We start from the raw sequence: 13540 nt of genomic DNA on the forward strand, positions 1-13540 counted from the left end.
AGGGCGTGGGCCTCGGCGAGGGTTGGGGAGAGGTTGGGCGCGGACGCGGCCATGGGGGCAGCGTACGAATCCGCTTGAGGGACGCAAGTTTTTTGTCGGTTTGCACTGACAACAGTCTGTCAGTGAGGGGGAGTCAAGGGAGGAAAATGGCAGATCGCAAATGGCCAGATGGCAGACTGGGGGAGGGACTGCTGTATGGCGGTACATGATCTCGCTGCTCCGACCTGCATCATGAGGCGGCCTGTTGGTGCGCGGGCACGTTCGCATTGTCCGTTCATCGCGGAGAGCATTCTCTGGAAAGGGACAGCTCGAAGAAGCAATCTAAATGTGTGTCCGGGAAGGGGATACAAGCCATGCGATCGCATGCGATCATCGATCGTTACCCGACTTGCGACGCAGAGCGATGGGATGTACCATTCATGGTCATCGTTTGCACTGCCTGCTGTTTTCAGTGCTTCTGCTGTTGTTCCAAAGAATCCATTGGCTCGTAGCCAGCAGTGCGTTTTCGCTGGCACTTCCTCGGAAAGGGGCTTGCTGTGCGATACGCTCGTGTCACGACGTTCTTTGCTGTTGCGTTGTGTCTGCTGACCATGGTGCAGGGATGCGCGAGTGCCCGGGGCGGTTTCCCGAAGCGGTCGGAGAATGAGTCCGCCGACTTGAAAGCGTTGGAGACACAATACGCGCCCGCGACGCGCATCACGGATCACTACACGAAACCGGAAGCGGATCGAAAGAAGGACCGTGACGACATTGTCAACGGTCGCATGGCGCTGATCGACGCTAACTATAAGATTTTTGTTCGTGAGTTCGTGGTACAGAAGCAGTCGGGCGATCTCGCGGCGGATGTCACCGTCATCGGACTCAACACGGCCGGAGCCCTGCTCGATCCCAGCGGCACCACGCGGATCCTCGCAGGCATCTCGGCAGGAGTCACAGGGTCCAAGGCGTCGTACGACAAGCACTTCTATTACGAGCAGACGGTCAAGGCGCTGTATGCCGCCATGAACGCGCAACGAAAGGTTGTGCGGGCAAGAATTCTCGAGGGGCTGGTGAGCGAGAACTACGACGACTATCCGCTGACCAGAGCGCTCGCCGACCTCGACGACTACTACCACGCGGGCACCTTCCTCGGCGGATTGCAGACCATCCAGCAGGACGCCGGGCAGAAGGAATCGAGGGCGCAGGTCAAGATTGACAACGTGCGCACCTCGCTTGTTACTCCCACCCCTGAGAGTACCATCGAGAAGAGCAAGCGCGTCTCGGTCGCGATCGCAAACCGCGTTCCCAACCTTGACGCGGCAGCCCTCAAGGCCGTCCTGGATGCCTTCGCACAGGCCTCCGGCGAAACGATCCCGCCCGAGGCGTATGCGAGCGGCATCGGCGCGCGGGACTGGTTCATCACTTGGAGGCGTGCGAACGATAGCGATGACAAGCTCGAAGTGCTGCACAATGTGTTTCAGGAGAACGGCCTGATAGCGCCTTGAACAACCACTGCCAAGGGAGGCCCATGATGAGCACTTATTACGTCGATATGTCCGCAACATTCACGATCCAGCAGACAAGCGCGGAGGTGAATCACGAAGAGACCAAATCTTTCTCGTGGTTTCGTGACTGCGTCGTCGCGACGGATCGGAACCACATCGTGGTCAATCGCACCGAGTTCGAGGAAGACAACAACCGTCCCATGCCGTCGACGACCCAGTTGATCGTCGCGGGTACACATCCCCCGGCAGGACTCAAGAAGTTCTGGACCGGATCGATGCTGGTGCAAGGTACGATTCGCACCGTGGAAGCATACCGCTGACCAATTCCTGCTCGCTTGATTTCACCCGTTCATGAGGGCGCGGATGCGGCTCTCGGTGGGCGGGTGGGTGGCGAAGAGGCGGATGGCGGCGTTGCCGCCGAAGGGCTCGATGATGAAGAGGTTGTTCTGGGCGGGGTTGGGCTGGACGAGGGGGATGCGTTTGGCGTACATCTCGATTTTCTGAAGGGCGGAGATGAGGCCGCGTGGGGAGCCGACGATCTGGGCGGCATGGGCATCGGCGACGTATTCGCGTGAGCGGCTGATGGCGGCCTTGATGAGGGCGGCGCCGACGGCGGCGAGGATGATGGTGAGGAACATGGCGAGGGGGTTTGAGCCACGGTTCTGGCCGCCACCGAGGAGCATGCCCCACTGGGCGATGAAGGCAAGGACGCCTGCGAGTGTTGCGGCGATGCAGGAGGTGAGGGTGTCGCGGTTCTTGATGTGGGCGAGTTCGTGGGCGATGACGCCTTCGAGCTCGTCGCGGTCGAGGACCTGGAGGAGGCCTTGCGTGACGGCGACGGCGGCCTTGCGCGGCGAGCGGCCGGTTGCGAAGGCGTTGGGGGCGTCGTGCGGGCAGATGTAGACCTTGGGCATGGGGAGGCCGGCGCGGCGGCGGAGTTCATCGACCATGCGGTAGTAGTCGCCTCCGGTTTCGGCGGTGACTTCGCGGGCGCGCATGGAGGCGATGGCGATTTTGTCTGAGAAGAACCATGCGATGACGTTCATCATGCCGCCGAAGATGAGGCCAGTGATCATCCCCTGCTGGCCCCACATGGAGCCGACGAAGATGAAGAGGCCCATGAGGCCGCCGAGGAGGATGGCGGTCTTGAAGTTGTTTGTGAGTACGGTCATGGCTGCTCGAGTCCTTTGACACCATTGATCCGTGTTCGGATGCTCCGGGCAACGCGGGTGTCGGCGTGTTGCCCGTTCGGTTTGCAGTACGCCTGTGCGGCGCGATTGTTCGCTGTTCTCTTCGTTGGATGAGTGGGCGGTGGATTGCGTTGCGGGGGGATTCATCGCGGAGAACACGGAAGGGTCACGGAGAGAAGCGTGAGAGGAAGTGTCAGCTCGGGGTTCTTCAGGAACACCGCTCTGGAGAGCGGTGCCACCAAGAGAGCATCAGAAGAGGTCTGCCATTCTGGCAGCGGCAATGGTGAGGATGGTGGCGATGATGGCTCGGACGATGGGGAGTGGGAGTGAGTGAGCGAGGGATGCGCCGATGCGTGCGCCGATGATCGCGCCGGGTGTCATGAGGAGGGCGAGGAGGAGTGCGTGCGTGACGGATTGGTCGTGGGTGTGGAGGGTGGCGAGTTTGAGGGTTGCGCCGATGAGGGCGGTGAGCCACATGATGCCCGCGCTGGTGCCGATGGCCTGGCGGAGGGGGAGGCGGCAGAGGAGTTGGAGAGCGGGGACCATGACGACTCCCCCACCGATGCCGAGGAGGCCGCCGAGGAGCCCGGCGATGATGGCGATGGCGAGGAGATTCGGGGTGGAGATGCGCTCGCGGGTTCCGGAGTGGTCGGGCTTTCGGAGTGCGAGGGCGATGAAGGTGCCGAGCGTGTAGAGAAAGATGAAGCCAGCAAGCCCGAGGCGAAGGTACGAGCCGTCGATGAGGTTGGAGAGGAGGACGCCGGCGACGATGGCGATGGCCATGACGGGGAGGACACGGCGGACGATATCGGACCTGACGGCGCCTGCCTGGCGGTGCTTTCTGGCCGCGGGTATGGCGACGGCCATGTTCACGGCCATGGCGGCGGCCATGTAGAGGTGGTGGGTGGAGGCGGGTGAAGTTCCGAAAACCAGCGACAAGCCCGGAAGCATGACCATGCTTCCGCCGATACCAGCGATACCACCGATACAACCGGCACCCAATCCGACAAGGACCGCTTCAAATGCTTGCAGGTAAGTCACTTGCGGCTATTCTCCGAGTGTGGCGCTGGTGTGCTCACTGACAGACAGTTGTCAGTGGAGGGCACTCGGCGTGTGGACAAGGAAGGGGCAACGGACAGATAAACGACGGGTCGGTTGTTCGGACCAGTGAATTGATGGGCGGCGTGGTGGCTCGCCCTGCTCATTGGACCCGAACATTCTAGGAACGTCCAGAATGGGGTGTTGCATGATCCACGGTTGGGTCAAGGGTATAGTCTTGTCTTCACTTTCCGCTGGCCCTATTGGATGGGGTCGGCTTCCGGAGCGGGCTTCAGTTGCCCGCAGCGACCGACGGGCCTCTTTGTTGGCCCGACGCGACCAGGGCTGGTCAGGCGTTCGAGGCGTTGCGGGTTTGGCTGGAGTCGGTCGGAGCAGCGAGTTGGTACAGAATGATGGCCGCACACCGGGGACGATGCCCCAGGTGATCGCAAGGCGTTTGCTGCATGGCGCAGCATGCGTCGGGGCGGTTGTGTTGACGGCGGGATCTGCGATTGCGATGAAGGAAGCGCGGCACGCGAACATTTCGCCTGTGCCGCTGGCATCGGTTGACAAGGTGGACTTTGCGGAGCTTGCGCATCTGCCGGTGGCGAAGGGGCATGTGTCGGCACGGGGTGTGACGGTTGTTGAGCACGTGCCGGAGGTTGTCGCGTCGTCTGTGGCTGAGGTGAAGGAGGAAGGCACGGCTGTGCTCGCTGCATCACGCGTGCGCGAGCAGTTGAAGCAGGCGGAGTTGTGGCCTCTGGGGACGAGGTTCTTCAACGGGCGTCCGATTCGCCCTGTGAGGACGATGCGGATGGTTGTGACCGGATATTCGCCGGACGCACGATCGTGTGGTGAGTACGCGGATGGTCGGACTGCGACGCTGCACTCGGTGCAGACGAATGCGCATCGCTTGGTTGCGGCGGATCCGCGGGTGCTGGCATATGGCTCGATGCTGACAGTGCCGGGGTATGACGGTGGGAATGTTGTTCCTGTGCTGGACTGCGGTGGTGCAATCAAGGGGAATCGGCTGGATCTCTTGTTTCCGACGCATGAGCAGGCGCTCAGGTGGGGAAAGAAGACGGTGACGGTGACGGTGTGGGGGTACGCGGATGGCAAGCCCGCTCCGAACCCCCGGAAGGCGCGCGAGGGGAAGGCGAAGTGACGGAAGTCGCTAAGTCATAAAGGCATGAAGGCACGAAGGCATGAAGGCATGAAGGCAAGGGGCGATACGCGTGAGTTCGCGGGCGTGGGATGCCGCTAGCATGTTGGCGTGCTGATCGGACAAGATACAACTCGGCTGGAGACGATCGACGACCTTCTAGGGAAGGAGTTGTTGTCGCGTCTGGATCGGGTGGATCTTTTGAGCCGCAAGGTGTTCGGCGGGAAGCTGCCGGGCGAGCGGCGTTCGAGGCGGCGCGGGCGATCGGTGGAGTTTGACGATTTCAGGCCGTATGTGCCGGGGGATGATCTGCGGCATATCGACTGGAATGTGCTGGCGCGGCTTGAGCGGCTGGTGATCAAGTTGTTTCGAGAGGATGAGGATCTGGCGCTGTATCTGGTGGTGGATGCGAGCGCATCGATGAACGCTGGGGAGCCGAGCAAGTTGCTGGCTGCGCATCGCATGGCGATGGCGCTCGGGTATGTGGGGCTGGTGAACCGGGCACGGGTGATCGCGGCGTCGTATGGGGCGGATGCGGATGGGCGGGCGCGGGTGATGCGGGCGCTGCGGGGAAGGACATCGATCGAGCGGCTAGGTGAGTTCCTGCTGCAGAGCGCGCGGGATGGGGCAGGGCGGGGTGTCGGCGCGTCGAGAGATGGCGTGACAGCAGCGGGGACTTTCGAGCGTGCGATGCGGACGATTGCGCGATCGCGGAGCGGGCGGGGCGTGGTGGTGCTGATCTCGGACATGCTGCTGCCGTTGGAGGGCGCGAGCGCGGGGCTTTCGTACCTGGCCGGTAGCGCGGGGTTCGAGTCGTTCGTGATTCAGACGCTTTCGCCGGGGGAGATTGAGCCGCAGACGATGGTGGAGAAGGGATTGGTCGGCGACTTGCGTCTGATGGATGCGGAGTCGGGGCGTGCGGCGGAGGTGACGATCACGGGTGATGTGATCCGGCGGTACAAACGGAACTTTGAGGCGCATCAGACGGGGCTGGTGAAAGCGTGCGCGGCAAGGTCGATCGCGCACCTGTTGACACCGACGAGCGTGACGGCGGATGAGCTGGTGCTGCGGTCGCTACGGGCGCGGCAGTTGGTTGGGTAGAGAAGAGAAGACAAGACATTCACCACGGAGAACACGGAGGGCCACGGAGGGAAAGCGTGCCAACGCGGGGGAAAGAGTTTCAACGCGGAGGGCCGCGGAGAGCCGCGGAGATTGATCGGGTCGTGCCGCAGACAGCCAAGACAAAGACATTCACCACGGAGAACACGGAGGGCCACGGAGGGAAAGCGTGCCAACGCGGGGGGAAAGAGTTTCAACGCGGAGGGCCGCGGAGGGCCGCGGAGATTGATCGGGTCGTGCCGCGAGACAGGCAAGGCGAAGACATTCAGCACAGAGGACACGGAGAGCACAGAGAGGGGAATGCGGAAAGAGGCGATCGAGGGTCAGGGCTTCCCGCGGACACGGGTTGCTTCGGCGAGAACCGGGCCGCGGAGATGGCGGGCGAGGCGGACGGCGAAGAGGCCGAGGGCGAGGTGGAAGCTCATGGACACGTATTGGCCCCACCACTTGCTTCCTGCCCAGAGCCACGCTTGGACAAGTTCGAGCATCCATGCCAGATCGAGCCCGAAAGCCGCAACCAGGAACGCGCCCAGAATCCACGCGAGAACTCGGAGTCTGCGGGATAATCGTCCTTCGGCCGCGGCAGTTGCCACGCGAGACAAGTAGACACTCGTCAGGACGAGTATGGGCGATGCGGCAAAGTGGATAATGAACATGACGATGCCGACAGCATTGCCGACAAGCCCTGCGATTCGGGCGACAAGGATCAGTGCGAGCGAGTAGATGGTGCTCGCGAGTCCGGCTGCCAGCAGCCACCATACTCTTCTGAAGGAGGGCGGTCGGAGCATGCTTCGATCTGCACAGGCAGTTCCGATGATGAGTGCCGCTATAAGGAGCCAAGCGGCGCGTCCTCCCCACTCATGCGTGAGGTTCAGGAGGGGAAAATGGCCGTATCCGGAGAACTGCCCGACGAATGAGAACAAGAGACTCAGCGAGGTCCAGATGACGAGGACTTCGCCGAGCACATCAATCAGGCGGGCGAGCCAGCGGATCTGTGCGGTTTCCGCGATGACGATTGGCATCGGGGAACGGATGGCTTCGGCGGGGAGCTGGCACTCGGGGCAGGGGGTGTCGGGGGGAAGCCCGGCGAGGTCGTAGCGGCATCGCGGACACTGGGACGCTGTGCTTGCGGCCTGTTCGACCATGGCATCAGCATACGGGGTAGCGTGTGTGGGGGTTCATGACCAGGGTTTCGAGGATGCTCGTTCGCGACGAGACTTGCACCCCTCGCGGGGTGCGATCGCTTGCGGACTCATTCCGTGGGTTGCGGTCGCCTTCGGCGACCTTACCCACGGCTGTCCACTCTCAGGCCTGCGGCCTGCGAGCACGCTGCATCTTGACCGCTCGCGGCTCCATAAGGGTGCGGACGCAGGATTGCGACTGCTGACGATGGGAGGGTTCAGGCGAGGCGGATGATGTCTTGCTGGATGGGCGTCATGACGCGCGGGCCTGTATCGGGATCGACGTAGACGTCGATTTCCAGGCGCACGCCGAAGTCATCGAAGTAGAGGCCGGGCTCGACGGTGAAGCCGACGCCGGGGAGGAGGGCGCGGGTGTCGTGGGTTTCGGTGTTGTCGATGTTGACGCCGAGCCCGTGGACCTTGGCGCCCCGTGAGAGGGAGTGGCCGGTGCGGTGACGGATGGCGGTGTGCATGCCGGAGTTGCGGAGGACGGCCATGGCGGCGTTGTCGACTTCCCAGCCCTGGGCGTGTGTGCCGGACTTCCAGCGAGATTGCGCGAGTGAGACGGCGGCGGCTTGTGCGGCTTTGACGGTGTTGAAGACGCGCTGTTGGCGCTCGGTGGGTGTGCCGCACGAGCCGACCCAGCAGATGTCGCAGAAGGGGTTGTCGTTTCCGGGGCGTCGGGCCCAGAGGTCGATCAAGACCCAGTCGCCCTTGACGATGGGGATGCTGCTTGCGGGGGTGAGTTCGAAGTGTGGGTCGCCGGCATGGGCGTTGGCGGCGACGATGGGGCCGTCGGGCCATTCCAGTCCCCGGCGGCGGAAGCCCTCGTGGATGCGTTCGAGGGCCATGTACTCGGTGAGCGGCTTGCCGGCGGCGAGCGTGTCGCGGATGTAGGCGAAGCACTCGTCTTTGACTTCGGCGACTTCGCGCGAGCTTTGCTCGAAGGTGGCGGCGGCATCGGCGGACCAGCGGGCGATGGTTGTTTGAACGAGATCAGCGGAGGAGACGACGTCGGACCCGAAGGATCGGACGAGTTCGATGGTGCCGGCATCGACGATGCCCATGACGGGGAGTTCGCCGGAGGGTGAGTACTCCATGGCGATGCGGGGTCGGCCCTGGAGCACGGCGCGGAGGGCGGCGTGGTACTCGTTCCAAGTGAGGTACTTGACGACGGGGAAGGGGATGTGCTGGAAGAAGGTGGAGTCGATGTGGCTGGTGATAAGTGTGGGCTCGCCACGGGAGGGGATAAGGAGATCAACGCGGCGGGTGAGGTGGGCGAGGCCGTCGGGGATCAGCGCGCTGAAGATGGGATTGGAGGAGCGGAAGTCGTGGACGAGCCAGGCGTCGATAGAAGCGGAGCGCATGAAGGCCTGGGCATCGGCGAGGTTGGGGATGGGCATGGGGAAGGGTACAGCGAGAAGCGTAAAGCGTAAAGCGAAGAGCGAACAGCGAGAAGTGAAGAGCGAGGAGCGAGGCGGTCTTCATGAGTTCCAGAGTGTCATGGCGGAGCCGGGGCATGAGCGGCCGAGCGTGCCGAAGCAGAGTTGGTAGACGCGTGAGAGCAGCATCACGGCGGTCTGTTGCATCTGGATCTCGGTCATGAGCGGCCCAGCGGCGGGGAGGAACATCGTGACTGCGTGCACCTTCTCGTCCTTCGCGATGGCGTTGGTGAGGCAGACGGCGACGTCGTTCCAGAATCCGGGTTCGAGAAGGAGTTCGATCGCGCCGTCGTTGGCCTTGCGGATGGGGCAGGAGTTCATGACGCCTTGATCGTGGTTATTGACGAGGCACTCGACGGCGTATCCGGTGAGGTTGAGAAGCAGTTGTCCGTTCCAGCAGAGCACGCCGCAGCCGTGGCTCTGGTCCCGGTCCGACCTGATGTTCCAGACCATGCAGCGTGCATCGGGACGCCCGAGGCGGTGCGTCCATTCGCGCATGATCCTGAACGCGGCGTGGGGCATCCAGGAGGACTCGGCGACGGGGATGCAGACCTCGACATCGAGAGGGAGGACGCGGGCTTCTTCTGGCTCTGAGGTCGGGAGGATCGCGGAGAGGGCCTGTTCGAGTTCGCGTTCGCGCTGGAGCGGGCTCTGTGCTCGAAGCGGGAGCATGAGGGGTGGGATGGCGTCGAACGTTGCCTCGTACTTCAGTTCGCCTGTGGGTTCGAGGGACTCGTTCGCGAGTCCGGAGTTCCACGTTTCGGCTTGACCGAGGTTGAGGATGATGCTCGATCGCCTCAGCGGCATAGCCACCTCCTGGGGCGATTGTAACTGACCGGCGGCGGTCTTGTCGGTGTCACGGGCGTTACGGGTACAGTCGGGAGGCGGTTTTTTCATATCCGATGGGCGTGAGGGAGGTGTGGGATGCACGGCTTTGTTGTTCGTCCGGGTGTTGAGGGGGACGTGCGTGAGGCGCTGCCCCTGGTTCGCGAGTTGTGTGACCTTCACGCGAGTCGGGATCCTCAGCGGTTCAGGGTTGTGGACGACGTGATCGAGCGGTACGAGCGATGGCTGCCGGAGCGCGCGGCCGACTCGCGGAGCGTCTTCCTGGTGGCGTGCGTCGACGAGCGGACCGTCGCGTTCACTGTCTGCACGATCGAGCCGGAGGTGACGATCTTCTGGATTCCGGAGTGCGGGTGGATCCATGACCTGTATGTTCTCCCCGGCTTTCGGAGGATGGGAATCGCCGGCGCGATGGTGCGGGAGGTTGCTCGTCGCTATCGAGCGATGGGGGTGAGGCAGCTGCGGCTTCACACGGGTGTATTCAACGAGCAGGCGCGAGCGTTGTTTGCGCGTGAGGGGTTCAGGCCGTGCGTGGTGGAGATGCTGATGCCGCTCGATGAGCCGGCGGCGTGATCGCGATTTTCCGGGGCCGGCGGATCTCGATGTGGGCGACGCCGTTCAATCGGAGCGAGGCCCGATCAGCCCGACCATGCGCCCGGTGAGGCCGTGATCGCGGCGATGGGAGAAGAAGAGGGGCGTGCCGGTTGCGGGGTCGGTGGATGTGGCTGTGCAGTGCGGGAGGAGATCGACGATGGGAATGCCGACGCGGTTGAGTTGCTCGCAGAGCGCGCCCTTGAGATCGACGAGGAACTTGCCGGGGTGTGTTTCGCGCGGTCGGACGTGTGGAGTGGCATCGCCGAAGACGCGCGTGAACTCGGCGGCGACTTCCGGCCCCACTTCGAAGCAATCGAAGCCGATGCAGGGGCCGATGGCGGCGATGATCTCGGTGTCATGGGCGTGCGAGTCGGCGGCGAGGGAACGCATGGCCTCGACAGCGCGGGGGGCGACACCTGCGATGACGCCTCGCCATCCGGCGTGGACGGCGGCGACGATGCGGCCATCGCGCGTGGAGAGAAGCACGGGCGCACAGTCCGCGATGCGGATGGCGAGGATGCGGGCGGGATCGTCGGTGACGAGGGCGTCGGCCTTGGTGTCGTTTCCGTTCCATTCGGGGGCGTGTGTTGGGCCGCCCGTGCGGACGATGCGGACATCGGGGCCGTGGACCTGATGGACCTGGACGACCTCGCGGTTGGATGCGTCGATTGCGTCGAGGACGAGTCGGGTATTGGCGGCGATGTTGGAGGGGGGATCACGGCGGTCCTGTGCAAGGTCGCCGGGGTTGCCGAAGTTGAGGGAGGCGAAAGGGCCGACGGAGTAGCCGCCGATCCGCGTGGAGAAGGCGTGCGGGACGCCGAGCACGGCGAGCGCGTCAGAGTGGAGGAGGAGCGGTCGCACGGAGAGACCGTACGCGGGGGGAGAGAGACGGGAAGTCACGGAGTCACGGAGTCATGAAGTCACGGAGTCATGAAGTCACGGAGTCAGGGAGTGTGACTCAGCGTCGGCGGCGGAGTGCGACGAGTCCTGCGATGGCGATGAGGGTGCCGGGTGCGGGGACTGTCCAGTTGATGAGACCGACGGCGTCGAGATCGAAGCCGTTTGTGCCGCTCGCGGGGCCGGTGCCGAGTCCTCGGATCATGATGAAACGGGCTTCTGAGAGTCCGGAGCCGGCGAGGTCGAAGGATCTCCGGTGGGTTGCGCTGTTGTGGCGTTCATCACCGACGAGTTTGACGGCTGCGGCCATGGTCGGCTTCAGGGAGACCCACTCGCGGCGATCGTTGGAGACGAGGATGTCCATGAGGTTGAACTCGACCGCGCCGAAGTCGGCCTCGTAGACGTTGAGATCGGGGCCTGGGAGGTCGACGACGCGCCAGGCACCGAGGGTGTAGATGACGATGTCTTCACCCAGCCCGAAGTAGCGGTCGTCGGGCGGGCCGAGGACGACGAGCGGGTCGTTGACGGTTTCTGGTGCGGTGATGAGGAACTCGGGGAAGTAGCCGATCTTGTCTGCGGCGGCGGCGATAGCCGCGGGGAGCGAGGCGAGGCCGGCGAGAGCGAGAGCGAGCCTGGCGGTGTGTGGGGAGCGAAGCATCTTGCGGACCTCCCGGGGACGGAACGCCCGATCCGGAGGGGGATGGGGCGGGGTGCATAGGGACAGGGCGCACCGCTGGTGCGGCTGCCTCCGGGAGTAATGTGCCTCGGATTTGAGAAGATGCCAGCGATCGGCGCAAAAAGGGCAGAAGATCGGGGAATAGGTCGGCGGGGTGCGGGTGCGGGATGGAAGCGGTTGGTGCGTTCGGGGTCTGGCCCTTTGGTGGGGTGGGGTCTATTGTTTGGCCCTCAATTCGGACCCCCTATCCCCCCACTCCCCTCCTGCTCCCGAGCGTTGCGTTCGGGCCGGGAGGAACCGGGTGGGCTGACACAGCAGGAGTCAACATGGCCACCACGGGCACGATCACGCAGGTCATCGGTTCGACATTCGACGTTCAGTTTCCCGAGGACCAGCTCCCGGACATTTACAACGCGGTGAAGATCAGCGAGCAGACCCCGGTCGGGGCGTTGCGTCTGACCGGTGAGGTTCAGCAGCACCTGGGCGGCGGGCGTGTGCGCGCGGTTGCGCTGGGTTCTACGGACGGTCTGAAGCGCGGCATGAAGTGCCAGGACACGGGCGCTCCGGTGGCGGTGCCTGTCGGTGAGGCGGTGCTCGGGCGCGTGTTCAACCTGCTGGGCGAGCCGATCGACATGGGTGCGGAGGTTCCGGCGAGTGTGAAGCGGAGCCCGATCCACCGTGCGCCGCCGGAGTTCGCGCAGTTGAACCCGAACACGGAGATTCTGGTGACGGGCATCAAGGTCATTGACCTTTTGTGTCCGTTCGTTCGAGGCGGGAAGATCGGCCTGTTTGGTGGCGCGGGCGTCGGGAAGACGGTCATCATCCAGGAGATGATCGCACGCGTGGCCCGTGAGTTCGGCGGGTACTCCGTGTTCTGCGGCGTGGGGGAGCGTACCCGCGAGGGCAACGACCTTTGGCGCGAGATGAAGGAGGCGGAGTACACGGACGAGAAGGGGAACAAGGCGCACGTGCTCGACAAGGTGGCGATGGTTTTCGGGCAGATGAATGAGCCGCCGGGCTCGCGTCTGCGTGTCGCGCTGTCGGGTCTGACGATGGCGGAGGAGTTCCGTGATTCGTCGGGCAAGGAGACGATGATCTTCGTGGACAACATCTTCCGCTTCACGCAGGCGGGTTCCGAGGTGTCGGCTCTGCTGGGTCGTATGCCGAGCGCGGTGGGTTATCAGCCGACGCTGTCGACGGAGATGGGCGAATTGCAGGAGCGGATCACTTCGACGGCGAAGGGCGCGATCACGTCGGTGCAGGCGATTTACGTGCCGGCCGACGACCTGACCGACCCGGCACCGGCGACGGCGTTCGCGCACCTTGACGCGTTCGTGACGCTGGCGCGCGGCATCGCGGAGAAGGGCATCTACCCGGCGGTCGACCCGCTGGCATCGAACTCGCGAATCCTGGATCCGGGGATCATCGGCGAGCGTCACTATCGCGTGGCGCAGCGGGTGCAGCGGATTCTGCAGCGGTACAAGGACCTTCAGGACATCATCGCGATTCTCGGCGTTGACGAGCTTTCGGATGATGACAAGCAGACCGTGGCGCGGGCCCGCAAGATCGAGCGATTCCTGTCGCAGCCGTTCTTCGTTGCGGAGCAGTTCACGGGCTTCAGCGGCGTGTACACGACGCTTGAGCAGACGATCGACTCGTTCGAGCGTCTGTGCAACGGCGAGGGTGATGACCTGCCCGAGGGTGCGTTCATGTACGTCGGCACGCTGGATGATGCGCGTGCGAAGGCGGAGAAGATGAAGGGGTGAGAGAGGAGTGACGGAGTGACGGAGTGACGGAGTGACGGAGTGACGAAGGCACGAAGGCACGAAGGCACGAAGGCACGAAGGCAGATTATCATGAGTTCTGGAGAGCCCCATGCGAGTGCGTGGGGCTCTTTCTTTGAACCTGATGCAT

Annotated in this window: 13 protein-coding genes; 6 read left to right on the forward strand and 7 right to left on the reverse strand. The window is 63.7% G+C overall.

Annotated elements, in window-relative coordinates:
* Positions 1 to 764: 764 nt before the first annotated feature.
* Together KF838_07305 and KF838_07310 are read left to right on the forward strand one after the other, a co-directional pair.
* Entirely contained in the window at positions 765 to 1484 is a 720-nt protein-coding gene (locus KF838_07305) for a hypothetical protein (protein QYK49653.1), read from the forward strand.
* Between the two features lie 23 nt (positions 1485 to 1507).
* The gene (locus tag KF838_07310) at positions 1508 to 1804 is read left to right on the forward strand and encodes a hypothetical protein (GenBank protein ID QYK49654.1); all 297 of its coding nucleotides are present in this window, start codon (positions 1508 to 1510) and stop codon (positions 1802 to 1804) included.
* Positions 1805 to 1825: 21 nt separating this feature from the next.
* Here KF838_07310 and KF838_07315 read toward each other — a convergent pair whose 3' ends face one another.
* Together KF838_07315 and KF838_07320 are read right to left on the reverse strand one after the other, a co-directional pair.
* On the reverse strand, positions 1826 to 2656 hold the full coding sequence (locus KF838_07315; GenBank protein ID QYK49655.1) for a zinc metalloprotease HtpX: 831 nt from the start codon (positions 2654 to 2656) through the stop codon (positions 1826 to 1828).
* 267 nt (positions 2657 to 2923) lie between these two features.
* The gene (locus KF838_07320) at positions 2924 to 3715 is read right to left on the reverse strand and encodes a sulfite exporter TauE/SafE family protein (GenBank protein QYK49656.1); all 792 of its coding nucleotides are present in this window, start codon (positions 3713 to 3715) and stop codon (positions 2924 to 2926) included.
* 397 nt (positions 3716 to 4112) lie between these two features.
* Here KF838_07320 and KF838_07325 point away from each other — a divergent pair, with 397 nt between their 5' ends.
* A complete protein-coding gene (locus KF838_07325; protein QYK49657.1) occupies positions 4113 to 4877 on the forward strand; it encodes a 3D domain-containing protein in 765 nt (254 codons plus the stop codon).
* A 108-nt stretch (positions 4878 to 4985) separates the two neighbouring features.
* On the forward strand, positions 4986 to 5975 hold the full coding sequence (locus KF838_07330; GenBank protein ID QYK49658.1) for a DUF58 domain-containing protein: 990 nt from the start codon (positions 4986 to 4988) through the stop codon (positions 5973 to 5975).
* 341 nt (positions 5976 to 6316) lie between these two features.
* On the opposite strand, the gene KF838_07335 is transcribed toward KF838_07330, so the two are convergent.
* The 3 genes from KF838_07335 to KF838_07345 form a co-directional block, all read right to left on the reverse strand.
* Positions 6317 to 7138, reverse strand: a complete 822-nt coding sequence (locus tag KF838_07335; protein QYK49659.1) for a hypothetical protein — start codon at positions 7136 to 7138, stop codon at positions 6317 to 6319.
* Between the two features lie 254 nt (positions 7139 to 7392).
* Entirely contained in the window at positions 7393 to 8577 is a 1185-nt protein-coding gene (locus tag KF838_07340) for an aminopeptidase P family protein (GenBank protein ID QYK49660.1), read from the reverse strand.
* Positions 8578 to 8658: 81 nt separating this feature from the next.
* Positions 8659 to 9423, reverse strand: a complete 765-nt coding sequence (locus KF838_07345) for a hypothetical protein (GenBank protein ID QYK49661.1) — start codon at positions 9421 to 9423, stop codon at positions 8659 to 8661.
* Positions 9424 to 9540: 117 nt separating this feature from the next.
* Here KF838_07345 and KF838_07350 point away from each other — a divergent pair, with 117 nt between their 5' ends.
* Positions 9541 to 10032 (forward strand): GNAT family N-acetyltransferase, encoded by a 492-nt coding sequence (locus KF838_07350; protein ID QYK49662.1) that lies wholly within the window; start codon positions 9541 to 9543, stop codon positions 10030 to 10032.
* Positions 10033 to 10077: 45 nt separating this feature from the next.
* On the opposite strand, the gene pgeF is transcribed toward KF838_07350, so the two are convergent.
* Both pgeF and KF838_07360 read right to left on the reverse strand, forming a co-directional pair.
* A complete protein-coding gene (pgeF, locus tag KF838_07355) occupies positions 10078 to 10914 on the reverse strand; it encodes a peptidoglycan editing factor PgeF (GenBank protein ID QYK49663.1) in 837 nt (278 codons plus the stop codon).
* A 97-nt stretch (positions 10915 to 11011) separates the two neighbouring features.
* Positions 11012 to 11608 carry a hypothetical protein gene (locus KF838_07360; protein QYK49664.1) on the reverse strand — a complete coding sequence of 199 codons (597 nt, stop codon included), beginning with the start codon at positions 11606 to 11608 and terminating at the stop codon, positions 11012 to 11014.
* 344 nt (positions 11609 to 11952) lie between these two features.
* Here KF838_07360 and atpD point away from each other — a divergent pair, with 344 nt between their 5' ends.
* Positions 11953 to 13392 carry a F0F1 ATP synthase subunit beta gene (gene atpD, locus KF838_07365; protein ID QYK49665.1) on the forward strand — a complete coding sequence of 480 codons (1440 nt, stop codon included), beginning with the start codon at positions 11953 to 11955 and terminating at the stop codon, positions 13390 to 13392.
* Positions 13393 to 13540 lie beyond the last annotated feature (148 nt).

This window comes from Phycisphaeraceae bacterium (assembly GCA_019454185.1).
GTDB lineage: Bacteria > Planctomycetota > Phycisphaerae > Phycisphaerales > UBA1924 > JAHBWV01.